The organism is Paenibacillus sp. FSL R5-0519 (assembly GCF_037974275.1).
GTDB lineage: Bacteria > Bacillota > Bacilli > Paenibacillales > Paenibacillaceae > Paenibacillus.
Genome location: NZ_CP150234.1, coordinates 3,407,921 through 3,424,642, shown reverse-complemented (window position 1 = coordinate 3,424,642; position 16,722 = coordinate 3,407,921). Strand labels below are relative to the sequence as shown.

Genomic DNA, 16,722 nt, shown 5'->3' with positions numbered 1-16,722 from the left:
ATGAACTTGTCATTATTTTAGTAATACTTCCGTTGCATCTCGTCTTTGTTTGATATATTTACCGGGGGAGATGCCGACCATTTTGGAAAAACTGCGAATGAAATTGGCATAGTCACTAAAGCCTGATTGAAAGCATGCATCCGTAATACTCATTCCATCAGACAGATGGAATTTGGCCCGTTCTATACGACGACCCAAAATATAGGAGCGGATTGTTAGTCCGGTATGCTTTTTGAATTGTCTGCTGATGTATGTGCTGTTCATATAGAATGCATCGGCAAGTTTGCGAAGTGTAATATCTTGATTTAGATGAAGTTCAATATAATCCATCGTTTCACGAACCAGCTCGGGCATGATGTCATTGGGAACAAATGAGTTGTTGTGAAACCAAACGTTAACCAAAACCAACAATTGGGCTACCGCTGCATTAATCTTGATGTCCGTGCCATAAGCATCCGAAGCAAGCAGTTCCTCCAGTTCGTTAGTCCATTGCATCATCATTTTCAAGCTTTGATCGTCCAAATGTACGATATTGCCCTTTCCTTTGAGGCGATGATCAAAACATGACAACAGATTGGTTGATGGTGTAGACAGCTGATAAAGGTATGTTTTTTTGAGATTGATTGTAATGCGCTCGTACTCGGATTCATCCAGAATAAAAGCTCGGTGCATCTCCTCGGGTGACATCACAAGCAAATCCCCCGGTTGCACATGATAGCATCGATTTTCTACATAAAAGTGGACATTGCCACGTAGGAACAGGTAAATCTCATATGCATTATGGCGATGATAGATCGTTTCCAGCTTATACGTTGTTACGCGGTGCAGATATAAGAGTTCAGGCTGGATGGGATCGTAAAAACACTCAGAGGATCCACTCATGAAGTACCTCCCGTCATTTCACGCAATAAATAGAGCGGTTAACGCAATGAAATTGTACTCAGCTTACCTTAAAATGTAATCATCCTATCATGATACCTTTTGTATTGCAAACGCTTTCTTATAAAAGATGTAACGAATAACGATTATTAGGGGGATTAATTCGATGAATCAACATACTACACCACATTCAGGTGAGCAAAAGCAAGACCAGGCAGCCAATCTAGGGGAGATTGGAAAGCTTCGTCCAAACGGGAACCCTTTGGTGGCCCACAAATTCGGAGCCGATCCCTATGCTCTGGTATTTAACAATAGAGTTTACTTATATATGACAAGTGATAAGCTTGAAAATGATAAGGATGGTCTTCCTCAGAAAAACAGCTATAGTTCAATCAACCGGATTACGGTCATTTCCTCAGATGACTTAATCAACTGGACTGATCATGGGGAGATCAGAGTTGCCGGACCTCAAGGTGCAGCAACATGGGCTTCGCAATCATGGGCCCCAGCAGCTGCTCATCAAATCTTGGATGGCGAGGATTGCTTCTTTCTATATTTCGCTAACAACGCCAGTGGAATCGGGGTATTGTCTGCACCAACACCTGTAGGTCCATGGGTAGACCCCATCGGAAAAGCACTTGTTACAAGAGAGACTCCGGGAGTGGAAGACGTAACCTGGCTGTTCGATCCAGCTGTAATTGTAGATGATGATCATCAGGCTTACCTTTACTTTGGTGGTGGTATTCCGGAAGGGAAAGCAGAAAGACCTGATACGGCAAGAGTTATGCGGTTGGGAGACGATATGATCAGTGTCGTTGGTACAGCTAAGGTTATTCAGGCGCCTTATATGTTTGAAAGCTCAGGGATACATAAATATAATAATAATTACTACTATACGTATTGTTCCAATTTTGACAAGGGAGATCGGCCAGAGGGCAGCCCGCCACCTGGTGAGATTGCATATATGACCAGTGTTCAACCAATGGGTCCATGGACATATCAGGGCACGCTGCTTCAGAATCCCGGACACTTCTTTGATATTGGCGGCAACAACCACCAGGCTATATTTCAACTGGCAGATCAGTGGTACATTGCCTATCATGCCCAGACATTATGCCAAGCCATGAATATCCCCGAAGGTTACCGTTCAACACATCTGAATCGAGTCGAGCATGATGCGGCTACGGGGAAGATTAAGAAAGTACATGCAGATTATCAGGGCGTGGATCAAGTCAAGTACTTCAATCCCTATGCGCGGGTAACGGGTTCCACAATTGGATGGAGCAGCAGGGTATCCACTGAGCAATATTCGGACTCGGGTGAGATGTCTCTATCAGATTCGAATATCATTGCCGCCAAGCTGCAAAATGAAAGCTGGATAGCTATATCCAAGGCTGATTTTGAAAGTGGAGGACCTTCTACCTTCTCAGCCATGATTTCGAATCAAGGAACCGAAGGTACGTTGGAGCTCCGTATGGATCGCACGGACGGACCTTTAATTGGAGAACTGATTGTTCAGCCCGCCACCGAATCGCTTCAATGGATGGAAGTAACAACCAAAGTTACGGGTGCGCAAGGTGTGCAAGACTTGTACATTATCTTTAGAAGTACAACAGACAGCTCAACTATCCTTTTGAGAGAATGGCAGTTTAATAGAAAAAATGAGGTGTAATTAAAGCATGTATCCAAATCCGATTATTTGGGCCGATTACCCAGATCCTGACGTGATTCGTGTAGAGGACACATATTACATGGTTAGTACAACCATGCATATGATGCCGGGATGTGTCATTCTGCGTTCATATGATCTGATCCATTGGGAAGTAGCTACCTATGTGTACGACACACTGGACGATACACCCGCGCAACGGCTGGAAAATGGTCAGCAAATATATAGTAAAGGCATGTGGGCCGCATCCCTTCGTTATCATAAAGGCATGTTCTATGTCATTTTTGTCGCAAATGATACCCGTAAAACGTACTTGTACACGTCGACCTCCATCGCAGGTGAGTGGAAGAAGCAAGTAGTGGAGGGATTTTACCATGACTGCTCTTTATTTTTCGACGATGATGAACGAGTGTATCTTGTGTACGGGAATACCGAGATCTATCTGACTGAATTAAGTTCTGATCTGACCGGTCCCAAACCGGGTGGAGTCCATCGCTTGATTGTAAAAGAAGAGCAGCCTTATCACCTTGGTTATGAAGGAGCACATTTCTACAAGATCAATGGCAAATATATTGTGTTCCTAATTCATATTACGAAAGCTTCCGGCCGGAGAACACAGGCGTGTTACGTGGCTGAATCTCTGGAAGATGTCTTCACTGGTGGAGAAGTATTTAATGACGATATGGATTATTTTAATTCTGGTGTTGCTCAGGGTGGCATCGTGGATACGCCGAATGGGGACTGGTACGCAATGCTGTTTCAGGATCATGGGGCTGTAGGGCGAATTCCTGTTTTGGTTCCACTCCATTTTGATCAAGGTATTCCGATATTTGCGAGCAAAGCTCCAAAGCAGATTGATATTCCGAGCACCAGACCAGAGCACCGTTATAATCCGTTAATAGGTAGCGACAATTTTAATTATGAAGCCGAAGAAGATGGCAGAATACGCCTCCATGACTTTTGGCAATGGAATCATACCCCTAATCAAGAACTCTGGTCCGTCACAGAGAAACCCGGGGTTTATCGTGTTCGGACGGGACAGATCAGCCCGAATCTGACATTCGCCGTCAACACACTAACCCAGCGTTCAATGGGGCCCGCTTGCGAAGCAATCGTTACGCTTGATGGCAGCCGTCTGAATAATGGCGACTATGCCGGGCTGTGCTTTCTGATTGGTTCATACGGAATGATCGCTCTTACGAAGCAGAATAACCAGTTTTACTTGGTCATGCATGCTAGAGATGGTGAGGACTCGACCATATTTGGTAATCTGATTGACCAGGAGCCAGCTACGGAGCATGAACGTATCCCTGTGTCAGGTCCAGTAGTTAAACTAAAAGCATTCGGAAATTTTGAGAACAATCTGGATGAGTGTTCTTTTGCCTACTTCGATGGGATAAAATGGAGAGATATCGGGATTGTCCATAAGATGATATATAAACTGGATCATTTTATGGGTTGCCGAACGGGGTTATTTGTATATTCAACCCAAACGGTTGGAGGAACAGCTGACTTTTCGAATTTCGAATATTGTGTGGTTAATCCGGAAGAGAAACAATGAACATATGTAAAAGCCGCCCAACGGCGGCTTTTCGTATTCAATAATTACAAGTTGTTGTACAATGATATGGATTCAAAGTTGACAGAGAGAAAAGAGTTGTTCAAACCGAACTGGGGGCATGTCGTCATGTATAAGAGATGTCTGGACATAACAAAATGGACCTTTATTCTGTTCCTTGCTGTGTCGATACCAGCAGGTCATACCGATGGAAATTCCAAACAACATCATTCGCAGCCAGATGGGCAGCAGATCCAACTTCCCGCGTTGTATGAGAAATATTCTCCTCCCATAGTAGTCTCTTTTGTCAGGGAAACCGGAGATGACCTTGAGCGTATGATTAGCCAGTTGCCTGGGGAGACGATGCTGGATAATCGCTGGACTCGTTTGTATGAGAAGGAGCTAGGAATTCAGATTCACTACGACTGGATTGCTAATGGAGATGTGTACAATCAGAAATTGGGTGTATCCCTTGCTGCAGGACGTTTCCCTGATGTGGTCAAAGTAAATCCATATCAACTTAGACAACTGAGCAACGCTGGATTGATTGAAGATCTAACCCGTGTGTACCAAGAGTATGCTTCACCACTTACGAAGAGTATATTAGAGGCAGAGGGAACAGGAGCATTTGATGCGGCAACCATTGACGGCAAATTGATGGCTATTCCCGAATCTTCTTCCTCCATTGAGACTGCACAATATCTGTGGATTAGAACCGATTGGTTGGAGAATCTGGGGCTGCGGCCACCTGAAACGATGGAAGACCTTCTTCAGATTTCGAAAGCGTTTACAGAAGGAGATCCAGACGGAAACGGAGAGCAGGATACGTACGGACTTGCGCTAACGAACCATCTATGGGATCCAGTTATGGGAGCTGCAGGACTGATGTCAGGCTACGGTGCCTATCCTACGATATGGGTTAAAGATGCGGAAGGAAAACTCACTTATGGAGGTATCCAGCCTGAAGTCCGAGAGGCTTTGAAGGCATTGCAAACGATGTATCGTGAAGGCCAGCTTGATCCGGATTTTGGCTATAAGAGTGGAAGCAAGGCGTCTAGAATGGTTCAGGATGGAAAGATAGGGATGCTCTACGGGGAACAGTGGACATCCTTTATGCTTCAGACCACCCGTGATACGGATAACGATGTAGAATGGCAGGCATATCCCATTGTTGCAAAGTCTGACCAGAGTCTGTTCGTTCCGCTACGTTCCAACACTGGTCAATACTTTGCTGTAAAAAAAGGCTTCTCTAATCCAGAGGTCGTGGTTAAGCTCATGAATCTGCATCTGGACATCAACTGGGGGGATCAGGCACAGTATGAAACATACTACAATGATGACTCCAAAGCGGTGTGGATGCTCTCACCGGTGACTCCTTTTCCCGGTAATAAAAATATAGATGCTTACAAACAAATTCGGGATGCCAGAATTACAGGGGACTACTCTGCTCTGCAAAATGAAGCTCTGGCCATTCACAAACGAATTGTGGCCTATGATGTGAACCATGTAGAGAGCGGCTGGGGATGGAAACAAACCTATGGGCCTTCGGGTGCTTTTAGCATTGCAGATTCTTATGAACAAAACGGTCAACTTCTCTATGACCAGTTCACTGGCGGTATTACGGACACCATGGTTGATCGACAAATCATTCTTCGAGATCTTCAGCTTGAAGCCTATATGAACATTATTCTAGGCAGGTCGATCGATGAGTTCGATCAATTCGTAGAGAACTGGCGCAAGCTGGGGGGAGATCAGATCACATCGGAAGTTAACGCGTGGTTTCGCACCAGCAAGCCAAAGGAACACTAATGTTCACTTTATTCATACAAGGAACCAACTCAGCCTTTGGCATTGGAGGTGAACGTATTGATCAAGATCCCTGCTAGATCATGGCTTAATAGTATATTTGCGCGATTAATAATTACCTATCTGGTATTCGTGCTTCCACTTATTCTTCTTGGCGTGTATCTGTATCATTGGAGTTATGACAATGCAAGCCAGGAAATATCGTTGTCAACGGAGAGACGGTTGAACCAATATGTCGTGGAATTGAACAGAGAGATGGAATGGATGGAATTACAGCAGTTTGATATCGTTGAGGATCGAAAATTGAATCGACTGGCGATTCTCTGGGATATGATGGATCAGGTTGAGCGGCGTGATACATTAAATTACCTGACTGAACGACTCGCTTCATTTAAGAACAGCACTGCTTATATCAAAAACGTTCATGTACATATCCCTTCTGTCGGCAAAAGTATATCCGCGATCCAAGGCATCGACGATTTCAATAAAAGTTCTTACCTATACTTCGGTTCAAGCATGCAAGGAAAAGGTACACGTTTCACGGTGAAGGAGGACACCCTGAACCTCAGTGCCGTCAGGCTGACCGGCACGAGGGGAGAGCCCCCGCTTTTTGTCATTCAAGTGGAGCTCGACACAAATCATTTTCAAAATGAACTCACACGACTTAATCTGTACCCGGAGAGTTCGACTTTCCTGATTGAGGACAAAACGGGGCATGCCATCATAGATAACCATCAAGCTAGTGTTATTCTCGCGAATTACCGGGAGCACAGTGTAAAGGGAACACTGGATGGCTTTCGGATGAAGGTGGGGGACACCATGTATCATGTGAGTCAGTTGCATATGGATTCCCTGGGCTTATCCGTAGCTACATATCTACCCGAGGCCATTGTCACCAAACCGCTTAGCAAGTTCTATCATTGGGCTTGGCTGTTTGCAATTACATCATTTGTTGCCATCACGGCGTATCTGTATTCTAGCTACAAGTTGATTCATATTCCGTTACTGTTGTTGGTGAAAAGATTCAAAAAAATGGAGGGAGGCATGCTTGATGTTCCCATCGCGCATAATCGAAAGGACGAATTCGGCTTCCTCTACACCCGTTTCAACCTCATGATTGAAAATCTTCAATCCCTGATCGACCGGGATTTCAAGAAAACACTGATGATGCAGCGGGCCGAGTTGAAACAGCTCCAATCCCAGATTAATCCTCATTTTCTGTACAACAGCTTCTTTATTCTGAATTCACTGGCAAGAACAGGGGAAACAGAGCGTATTGAGCAGTTTACTAATATGCTTGGCGAATATTTCAGGTTCATCACCCGGAATGAAACCGATCATGTGAAGTTGAAAGTGGAAGTGGAGCATTCACGAATCTATACAGAGATTCAACAATTACGATTCTCCAGACGAATCAAAGTTGATTTTGGGTCACTCCCTGCTGAGATGGAACATATTCACGTTCCCAGACTCATTATTCAACCGATTATTGAGAATGCATATGAACACAGCCTTGAAAAGAATACGGCCTCCGGTCTTCTAATTATCGGGTTTACTATGGAAGGTTCATATGCCGAGATTACCGTAGAAGATAATGGAAGCGAGTTGGATGAGCAACATATTGAAGCTCTTCAGCAACGCTTGCATAAGGACGGAGGTACGGATGAAATGACCGCGTTAATAAATATCCATCGACGTCTGGTCCTGACGTATGGAGAAGGAAGTGGCCTTTTCCTATCCAGAAGTAAATTGCAAGGATTAAAAGTCACAATTCGAATCCAGTGGAAAGAAGGAGAGAACGAATGTATCGACTTTTGATTGTAGATGACGAGGAGATTATTACGGATAGTCTCTATGAAACTTTCGCCAGACATATACCCGACCAGCTTGATGTATGTAAGGCATACTCTGCAACAGAAGCATTGTCCTGGATGCAGCGTTCTAGAATTGATATTGTTCTAACGGACATTCGCATGCCGGGCATGAGCGGCTTGGAACTGACAGAGCGAATTCAAGCCAGTTGGCCGAATTGTCGCGTCATTTTTCTGACAGGACATAGCGATTTTGATTATGCCTATCAAGCTTTTCAGATGGCCAATGTACGTTACTTGCTCAAAACGGAAGGTTATGACAAGGTAATGTCTGTTGTCGAAGATGTGATGGAAGAGATCCGGCAAAGTCACAGCATGCTTGAATTGTTGGAACATTCTCATCAAGTCAACTCTCAGCTTGCACGGATTCAACAAAAAGAGTACTTGCGGAAACTGCTTCAAGATTGTACAGCAGTTATGGTTTCTACTAATGATATGCAGGACGAATTATTCAAAAGAGATATCAGATTACAGATAAACTCGCCGATTTATCTCATACTGGGTCGGTTCAATAATCCGCCAGAAAAAGGTTCGGACCTCACAGAAGTCCAGGAATCTGTTCGCATTATCGGTTCTTCTCTAATGCATGATCGAACAGCGTACGTCAGCGTAACGGACCATTATGGAGATACAATCTGGTTGATTCAGCCCAAGCAGGAAGAAGAGATGTCCAATGATAAACTTGTACGGTTTCTAGAAGGCACACTGGAATTGGTACAGGAAGCTTGCATGGTATCTCTTGGCGTATCCATTGCATTCTCATTAAGCAGTCAAAGCTGCGAATGGTCCGAGTTAACCAAACAATATGAACGTCTGAGATTACTCCAGTGGATGAAAATAGGGGATGGCGTATCCATGGTGCTCACGGATCATCGCAATGACCTCTCATCTGATGTACCCAAAGAATCCATGCGTATCTCAAACCGGATTGAGATTATGTCAGGATATTTGGAAACGGGGCGAATTCAGCCTTTTTACGATATATTTGAGGAACTTGCAGGCGAATTGTTGCAGCAGGAGATTACGATGGAACGTGCAATGGAAACCTACTATAATCTGGCTTTATTATTACATTCGACAATCAATCGGTGGGGTCTTCAACAGAAGATTCCTGATCAACGAAGTTTGCTGCATTTAGGGGAGTATACATGCATGAAGGATGCAGTTCAATTTTTATATCGTGCTGCCGATGAATTAGTCCGGTACAAGAGGTCCAATGAACAGGAACGCGCTAACGTTGTCATTCATTCTTTATGCAGTTACATCAAGGATAACCTTGAGAAAGATCTTTCTTTAGTAAGATTGGCTGAACTTCATCATTTCAATCCATCCTATCTATCCCGATTCTTTAAGCAGGAAATGGGAATTAACCTGTCCGAGTTCATTGACGACTGCCGAATAAGAAGAGCCAAAGAATTGCTTCAGAACCCGAATTTTATGGTACGTGAGGTCGCACTCCAAGTGGGATACGAGGCTGCACATTCGTTTACCCGACTTTTTAAGAAAATAACGGGAATGACCCCCCAAGAATACCGGGAATCCCTTTTGGTACGTTAATTGTGAATTCTCAGGAATTGACTAGCTCAAATAACCACAAAAAACGCAGGGAGAACATCTCCTGCGTTTTTCTGTAGTTATTTAACAAACATAGCACATCGGCAATCCACCCTAGGCCGTGTGGATTTTTTGTCGTCTATAAGCATTAGGACTCGATCCGGCGTACGCTTTGAATTTTTTATAGAACCAATCAATATCCTTATATCCTACCTCAATCGCTATCTCATATATTCGAAGATTCGTGGAAGACAGCAGTTGCTGGGCCTTTTCCATACGTTGCTGGAGCATATAATCATTGAAAGACATCTTCTCTTCCAGTTTGAACTTCTGCCCAAGGTAGGCACAGTTAAAATGAAGCATATCAGAGATCTTCTTCAGCGTGATTTCATCACTCAGATGATCCCGTACATAGGCTTTGACGATACGAATCACATGACTGGAGTGCATGGGTTTACCATTCATTTGAACAGGCGTTTTGAAGAACGACGACGTTTTGTGTGCCGGATCGGTTTCAAGGTGGGATCGAAGTCCGTGCAGACTGTTAAGTAAAGAAGAGGGACTAACAGGATACGGTAGATAATCATTCACCTGATACGTAAGGGCTTTGCGTACGAACCTGAAGTGATCTCTTCCACCCATCAGGAGGATGGGGATCTGACTTTTCTTTCGAATCTCGTTGCATAACCAGAGCCCCGCGGTATCGAACCTCTCTGTATGTACCATAACAAGGGAAAAGTCTCGTTCTGACAATGCGGTCAAAGCTTCGGACGATGAGAACACACAATTTGCGATAGTATATTGAGCTTTGCTCCGTAGCAACATCTGTTGCAACTCTCCGCACAAACGACGGCTGAAATCCACAAGTAAAATATCATACATGAAGCAATACCTCACCTTCTGCTGAATTGTAATCCGCCAGATTAAACTCAATGATGACTTAATTTCATTATGGTAATAAAAGAAAGCGCATACAATGTGCATATTTTTGTAGAGAGTGCATTTCTTTACCAATTGGAACCCAGAATGCAATTTGTACGCACAAAATCACGGAAATCTATATTCAGCCGGGGTAAACACCTGTATTTTGGCAGGTTGTTTGCGCTTTCATTTGGGCGATACACTGTGAGAGCAAAAGACAATCAGGGGGGAAGACGATGAGAAAAAACAAGTTCATGCTACTGAGCCTGGTATTCGCGGTTTTGTTGGTGATTGCTGCATGCAGTTCTGCACCTACCGCTCAACCCGAGCCGGAAAAGACAACACCACAGGAGGAACAAACACCCGTAGAAACCGAGCAAAAGAATGAAAACTCTACGCCAGAAATGGACTTTGACATGGGCGGCAGAACGATCAAAGTTGTTGCTTGGTGGGACATGGAAATACAGGGGAACAACCCGGACAACATTCAACGCCTTGAGAATCTCGAAACGCTGAAGAAAAAACACAACTTTAATATTGAATACGTTTCCATTGATTTCGGCGAATATCAGGAGAAGGTAGTTGCTTCGCTGATGGCAGGGGAACCACTTGGTGATTTGGTGAGATTGGGCAAAAACTATGCCATTCCCGCATTAACCAAACAGGATCTCTTGTGGCCAGTGGATGATTATATTAAAAACGACAAAGTATTTAATCAGAAAACAACGAAGGAATATATGCAATATGAAGGCAAAGGTTACGGCTTTACCGAGGACCAATCTTCTTTTATCAACGGAATTTTCTATAATCGCACCCTCATGCAGGAGCTGGGCTTGAAGCCATTGCAGGAATATGTGGATGCTGATGAATGGAACTGGGATACATTCCTCAGCGTTGCCAAACAAGCGAACAAGGATCGCAACAACGATGGCAAGCTGGACACTTGGGGACTCGCTCAGACGGGATTGCTTGAACCGATTCTGTATTCGAACGAGGCTTCCCTGACCCTAGAGGATAAGCAGAACCTGGAAGATCCCAAAACGAAGGAAGCGCTGAATTTCCTGTCCAAACTGGCTACTGAAAAGGTCGGCAGAGCTTCTGAAGGCGGCGACTGGACTGAGCCATCCACGTTCTTCCGTCAAGGCAATACGTTGATGTATTCAGGTGCCATGTACGAGGTTGAAGGCATTATGACAGACATGAAGGATTACGATATCGGTTTTGTACCATTCCCTAAAGGTCCAAGTGCATCAGCGTATCACTCTGGAGAGTCCCGTTACCAGGCTATAACGATTCCTAAAGCAGTAGAGAATCCGGAACAACTGATGTATATCTGGGAGAAAATTAATGAGATCGATTCGATCTATGAGTATCCGGGCCAATCCACACTGGAGACACATCTGACCGATGAAGCAGATATCAACAACGCCAGAGAGGTTGCGGAAGGCATGCTGGTTCTGGACCATAACACATTCCCATCCTTGCCTTTCTGGGACTTTGATGGAGAGCTCAAAGAAGGAGTATCTGTATCTACGCTGATTGAGAAATACAAGGCACCTTTCCAGGCTGCGATTGATGAGGTATACAAATAAGCATCAGGACACACGGGCAGAACGCACCAGTGATGGTGCGTTCTGTCCGGGTTAGTCAATCGTCCAGTTCTCGCAACGCTTAGAGGAAAGGGGATACATTCGAACATGCGGTCACGTAAGAAAAAGGGACTAATCTTGGTGCTTGTCCTGGCCCTGGTACTCTCCATATGGACGCTATATCCATCGCGGGATCGTTATCCGGGGACGGTACATGCGCTTGAGGACTTTGACGCAGTATCGGCAACCGAGGATTCATTCAGTTATGACCATTATCTGACTACTCATGCCAATTCGGCTAATCCCGAGAAAACAATACGCATTGAAGGCGAATCTTATGTTCAGGCAACTGACGGAGAATTCGAGGTCGTGCAAGGTTATGCCGGACTGGATGGGAGCGCTGTAATTACGCCGGAAACTGGAACCATTCGTTGGGATGTTCCCGTTCAAATGAGCGGTTTGTACAATATTCGCATTCACTATTACCCTGTAGAGGGTAAAAGCTCGGGTATTGAACGCAGACTCGAGGTGAATGGGGAGGTCCCTTTTAGAGGGGCCGATGTTCTCTTGTTTGACAGGGTGTGGGGGAATCGCGAGGATAACGTTCGTCGTGACGATCGGGATAACGATCTCAGGCCAAGACAAGTGGAACAGCCCGAGTGGCAGCTGACTTCCTTCAAGGATAGCGGAGGCTATTTCGAGGAGCCCTTTCAGTTTTATTTTGAAAAAGGAAACCCGCAGTTATCGCTCACTTCATTAAGAGAAAGTATGGCGATTGATTATATTGAGCTGTATCAGGAAGGGGAGATACCGACCTATGCAGAGCTTGAGGCAACTTATGCCTCACAGGGGCTGAAACCAGCGGCTCCAGTCATGCTGAAAGTACAAGGTGAACAAGCAGTCAGCAAGTCTTCACCTACACTGGCACCCATCTCGGATCGTTCGAGCCCATCGCTGGAACCTTATGATGTATCCAAAATTCGCATGAATGCGATCGGGGGCATCAACTGGAAACTGCCGGGTGAATGGATCGAATGGGAAATCGACGTGCCTGAAGACGGATTGTATCAAATCGCGTTAAAGGTAAAACAGGATCAATTGCGCGGTATTTACGCTACCCGCAGTCTGACGATCAACGGCGAAGTTCCGTTTAAAGAAATGAAACGCATTCGCTTCAACTACAGCCCATCCTGGCAAACTCAGGTGCTGGGGGCGGCAGAAAATCAGCCTTACCAGTTTCATCTGGATAAAGGGAAACATCGGATTCGAATGACGGTAACGCTGGGCGACATCGCTCCTCTGCTTCGTACTGTGGAATCCAGCGTGCTGGAATTGAATGAGATGTATCGCAAAATCCTGATGATCACCTCCAACAGCCCCGATCCGCTTCGGGATTATCAGTTGGAACAACGCATCCCGGAGATGACGGAAGTCTTTGAACGACAGGCAGACACGCTCCGTTCTGTAGCGGATTATCTGGAAAAGGCAACGGGTGAGCAAAGTGATAAAGTTGCCGTGCTTCACGCCATGGTCATGCAGCTTGAAGATATGGCGGCCAAGCCGGAGACCGTTCCTAAACGACTGGATACGTTCAAAATTAACGTAGGTGGCCTGGGTACCTGGATATTGTCAGTACGTGAACAGCCGATCACTCTGGATTACCTCGTCGTGTCTCCGCCGGGTGAAGCCTTGCCAGATGCGGAAGCGACGGCCATTCAGCAGGTGAAACATGAGCTGGGTGCATACGTGGCTTCGTATACCGAAGATTACGACAGCATCGGTAACGTGGAACAAAAAAAGGATTCCATTACTGTATGGATCACGACTGGACGGGATCAGGCTCAGGTATTGAAAGGCATGATCGATGATTCGTTTACTCCGGATACGGATGTATCCGTGCAGCTGCGTCTTGTGCCGCCCAACATATTGCTTCCCGCAACGCTTGCAGGTGAAGGACCCGACATTGCCATGCAAATGGGTGAGGACATCCCTGTAAACTATGCGATGAGAAGTGCGGCAGCGGATTTGAGCAAATTCCCCGACTTCGAGGAAATTGCGGGTCGATTCCGTGAAAGCGGGTTGACACCATACCGGTATAACGACGGTGTGTATGCCCTACCGGAACAGCAACATTTTCCGATGCTCTTTTACCGCAAAGATATCCTGAACGAATTGGGACTGGAGCCGCCGAAAACGTGGCAGGACGTGTATAACGCCATTGCTGTGTTGCAAAAGCATAATATGGAGTTTTATCTGCCCATCGAGGATACACTGAACAACGCAAACCTTGTGCCGAACTCAACTTTTGCGATGCTGCTGTACCAGAATGATGGCACCTTCTATACGGAAGATCAGAAGAAGAGTGCCCTTGATTCGGAAATTTCGATGGATGCGTTTAAACGCTGGACACAATTCTATACCAATTATAAATTCCCGCTTAAAGCGGACTTTCCAAACCGCTTCCGTACCGGTGAGATGCCGATTGGAATTGCGGATTATACAACCTATAACATATTGACAGTTTTGGCTCCGGAAATTCGCAATCTCTGGGACTTTACCATTGTTCCTGGTACGCAGCTTCCGGACGGTTCAATCAGGCATGAGGTGGCCAGCGCAACAAGCGCGGTAATGATGCTTGAGAACGCCAGCAACAAGGAAGCTTCATGGAAGTTCATGAAATGGTGGACTGACGAGCAGACCCAGATTGAATACGGACGAGAAATGGAAGGCCTGATGGGGGCGGCAGCCCGTTACCCAACAGCCAACATTGAAGCTTTGAAACAGCTTCCTTGGCCCGTCAAGGATTATGAAAATCTGGAGAAGCAATGGAAATGGGTACAGGGGATCCCGCAGCTTCCTGGAGGTTATTTCACGGGACGGCATCTGGATAACGCTTTCCGTAAGGTGGTCAATGCGAATGAAAATCCGCGTGAAGCCTTATCGGACTATGTTCTGTACATTGATGATGAAATTGAGTTGAAGCGTAAGGAATTTAATCTGAAATAGAGGAAAGGGAGGGTAACGGTTGCAAGCTAAAACAACCAAGACAGCCGCCGCTCCTGCCGTCCATACCCGCCAGGTCGGCTGGTGGTCCCTTTTGAGAAGGGATCTGTATCTCAGCAGGCATTATTATGTGTTGATGGCACCGTTTATGCTGATTTTTTTCATGTTTACTGTCATCCCGGTCGGCATTTCACTGGGGCTCAGCTTTTTTCACTTCAACATGCTGGAGCTGCCGCGATTTGTCGGGTGGCAAAATTATTCCCGGCTTTTCCTGAATGACGACGTATTCCTGATCGCGCTCAAAAACACACTGCTTTTTGCCGTAATCACGGGTCCGCTCAGTTATATCGCCTGCTTTTTGTTTGCATGGATCATCAACGAGCTATCTCCCAAAATTCGAGCGGTCATGACGCTGGTGTTCTATGCGCCCTCCATATCGGGAAATGTCTTCTTCATCTGGCTGATCATCTTCTCAGGTGACAGCTACGGGTATATGAATGGCTTCCTGATGCGCCTTGGTGTCACACTGGAGCCGATCCAATGGCTTGCAGATGAGAAGTACGTGCTCGCGATTGTCATTATTGTACAGCTGTGGCTCAGCCTCGGAACCAGCTTCCTGGCCTTTATTGCTGGACTTCAGACCATCGATCGTTCTCTGGTTGAAGCCGGCACCGTGGACGGGATCAAGAATCGCTGGCAGGAACTTTGGTACATCACCCTGCCTTCGATGAGACCGCAACTGATGTTTGGTGCGGTGATGCAGATTACGGCTTCATTCGCAGTGGCCGAGATATCGATTGCATTGGCCGGTTTCCCAAGTGTGAACTATGCAGCACACACCGTCGTCACACATCTGATGGACTTCGGTACAATCCGTTTTGAGATGGGCTACGCTTCTGCCATTGCAACCGTGCTGTTTGCGTTGATGCTTGGTACGAACGTTTTGACGCAAAAAATGCTTAGAAAGATAGGTGAATGACAATGACCAGCAAAGTACGTGCCGTGTTTGGCATGCCAAAAAGGCTGAATCGGTCATTTACCGTCAGTCTGATGTTATTTGCACTGCTGGCCGTGTTTGGATCATTTATGGTGCTTCCGCTGATCTATGCTGTCAACAATGCATTCAAACCCCTGGATGAGCTGTTTATTTTTCCGCCGCGATTCTGGGTGAATAACCCGACAACAGAGAATTTTGCCGATCTGATCAACCTTATGGGCAATTCATGGGTGCCGTTATCCCGTTATATTGCTAATACCCTGCTCATTACAATCCTGGGGACGGCAGGACACATCCTTCTTGCATCCGCCGCGGCTTATCCGCTGGCTAAATATCGTTTTCCAGGTTCGAAAGTGTTGTTCACGATTGTCATTCTGTCTCTGATGTTCTCACCGCATGTCACGGCGATTCCAAACTACATGGTCATGTCTTGGCTAGGATGGATTAACACACACGCTTCCATTATCGTGCCATCGCTTGCTTTCTCCCTGGGACTGTTCCTGATGAAACAGTTCATGGAGCAGATTCCCGATGCGTTGCTGGAAGCAGCCAAAATAGACGGAGCCAATGAATATCGCATTTTTTGGAGCATTGTGATGCCGAATGTAAAGCCGGCATGGCTCACGCTCATGATCCTGCAGTTCCCTGCGTTATGGGGGACGGACGGCGGGAGCTTCATTTACAGTGAAAATCTCAAAACGCTGCATTATGCGCTCAGTCAGATTGTACAGGGAGGGATTGCTCGTGCAGGTGTTGGTGCGGCTGTGGCCTTGCTGCTGATGATTGTACCGATCACGCTGTTTATCATCTCCCAGAGCAGTGTCATGCAAACGATGGCCACTTCAGGCATGAAAGAGTAGAAAGGAGGCAGCGAG

At 45.8% G+C, this 16,722-nt stretch carries 11 protein-coding genes; 9 read left to right on the top strand and 2 right to left on the bottom strand.

The features are described 5' to 3' along the window. Window positions 1-12 precede the first annotated feature (12 nt). On the bottom strand, window positions 13-882 hold the full coding sequence (locus tag MKY73_RS15395) for an AraC family transcriptional regulator (RefSeq protein ID WP_339302471.1): 870 nt from the start codon (window positions 880-882) through the stop codon (window positions 13-15). Window positions 883-1,045: 163 nt separating this feature from the next. Between MKY73_RS15395 and MKY73_RS15390 the strand changes: the two genes are divergently transcribed. The 5 genes from MKY73_RS15390 (at window position 1,046) to MKY73_RS15370 (ending at window position 9,340) form a co-directional block, all read left to right on the top strand. Continuing rightward, entirely contained in the window at window positions 1,046-2,551 is a 1,506-nt protein-coding gene (locus MKY73_RS15390; RefSeq protein ID WP_339302470.1) for a glycoside hydrolase family 43 protein, read from the top strand. 7 nt (window positions 2,552-2,558) lie between these two features. Further along, on the top strand, window positions 2,559-4,109 hold the full coding sequence (locus tag MKY73_RS15385; protein ID WP_339302469.1) for a glycoside hydrolase 43 family protein: 1,551 nt from the start codon (window positions 2,559-2,561) through the stop codon (window positions 4,107-4,109). A gap of 126 nt (window positions 4,110-4,235) precedes the next feature. Continuing rightward, complete coding sequence (locus tag MKY73_RS15380) at window positions 4,236-5,915, top strand: extracellular solute-binding protein (RefSeq protein WP_339302468.1); 1,680 nt, start codon at window positions 4,236-4,238, stop codon at window positions 5,913-5,915. Between the two features lie 48 nt (window positions 5,916-5,963). Further along, window positions 5,964-7,730, top strand: coding sequence for a histidine kinase (locus MKY73_RS15375; protein ID WP_339308616.1), 1,767 nt, complete (start codon window positions 5,964-5,966; stop codon window positions 7,728-7,730). Then, on the top strand, window positions 7,715-9,340 hold the full coding sequence (locus tag MKY73_RS15370) for a response regulator (protein WP_339302467.1): 1,626 nt from the start codon (window positions 7,715-7,717) through the stop codon (window positions 9,338-9,340). Before MKY73_RS15375 ends, MKY73_RS15370 begins: the two co-directional genes overlap by 16 nt. Window positions 9,341-9,451: 111 nt before the next feature. Here the strand turns inward: MKY73_RS15370 and MKY73_RS15365 are convergent, their stop codons facing one another. Continuing rightward, entirely contained in the window at window positions 9,452-10,219 is a 768-nt protein-coding gene (locus tag MKY73_RS15365; RefSeq protein ID WP_339242674.1) for a helix-turn-helix domain-containing protein, read from the bottom strand. A 275-nt stretch (window positions 10,220-10,494) separates the two neighbouring features. Between MKY73_RS15365 and MKY73_RS15360 the strand changes: the two genes are divergently transcribed. The 4 genes from MKY73_RS15360 to MKY73_RS15345 all read left to right on the top strand — a co-directional run bounded on the left by MKY73_RS15360 (window position 10,495) and on the right by MKY73_RS15345 (window position 16,707). Beyond that, entirely contained in the window at window positions 10,495-11,850 is a 1,356-nt protein-coding gene (locus MKY73_RS15360) for an extracellular solute-binding protein (RefSeq protein WP_339302466.1), read from the top strand. Between the two features lie 105 nt (window positions 11,851-11,955). Next, window positions 11,956-14,853, top strand: a complete 2,898-nt coding sequence (locus MKY73_RS15355) for an extracellular solute-binding protein (RefSeq protein WP_339302465.1) — start codon at window positions 11,956-11,958, stop codon at window positions 14,851-14,853. A 19-nt stretch (window positions 14,854-14,872) separates the two neighbouring features. Then, window positions 14,873-15,829 carry a sugar ABC transporter permease gene (locus MKY73_RS15350; RefSeq protein WP_339242679.1) on the top strand — a complete coding sequence of 319 codons (957 nt, stop codon included), beginning with the start codon at window positions 14,873-14,875 and terminating at the stop codon, window positions 15,827-15,829. A gap of 2 nt (window positions 15,830-15,831) precedes the next feature. Then, window positions 15,832-16,707, top strand: coding sequence for a carbohydrate ABC transporter permease (locus MKY73_RS15345; RefSeq protein ID WP_278295182.1), 876 nt, complete (start codon window positions 15,832-15,834; stop codon window positions 16,705-16,707). The last annotated feature ends 15 nt before the right edge of the window (window positions 16,708-16,722 follow it).

Excerpts from the sequence above, each read along its gene's own strand:
- MKY73_RS15345 (WP_278295182.1), top strand. The coding sequence starts at position 15,832 with ATGACCAGCAAAGTACGTGCCGTGTTTGGCATGCCAAAAAGGCTGAAT.
- MKY73_RS15365 (WP_339242674.1), bottom strand. The coding sequence starts at position 10,219 with ATGTATGATATTTTACTTGTGGATTTCAGCCGTCGTTTGTGCGGAGAG.
- MKY73_RS15370 (WP_339302467.1), top strand. The coding sequence starts at position 7,715 with ATGTATCGACTTTTGATTGTAGATGACGAGGAGATTATTACGGATAGT.
- MKY73_RS15395 (WP_339302471.1), bottom strand. The coding sequence starts at position 882 with ATGAGTGGATCCTCTGAGTGTTTTTACGATCCCATCCAGCCTGAACTC.
- MKY73_RS15355 (WP_339302465.1), top strand. The coding sequence starts at position 11,956 with ATGCGGTCACGTAAGAAAAAGGGACTAATCTTGGTGCTTGTCCTGGCC.
- MKY73_RS15390 (WP_339302470.1), top strand. The coding sequence starts at position 1,046 with ATGAATCAACATACTACACCACATTCAGGTGAGCAAAAGCAAGACCAG.
- MKY73_RS15385 (WP_339302469.1), top strand. The coding sequence starts at position 2,559 with ATGTATCCAAATCCGATTATTTGGGCCGATTACCCAGATCCTGACGTG.
- MKY73_RS15360 (WP_339302466.1), top strand. The coding sequence starts at position 10,495 with ATGAGAAAAAACAAGTTCATGCTACTGAGCCTGGTATTCGCGGTTTTG.
- MKY73_RS15380 (WP_339302468.1), top strand. The coding sequence starts at position 4,236 with ATGTATAAGAGATGTCTGGACATAACAAAATGGACCTTTATTCTGTTC.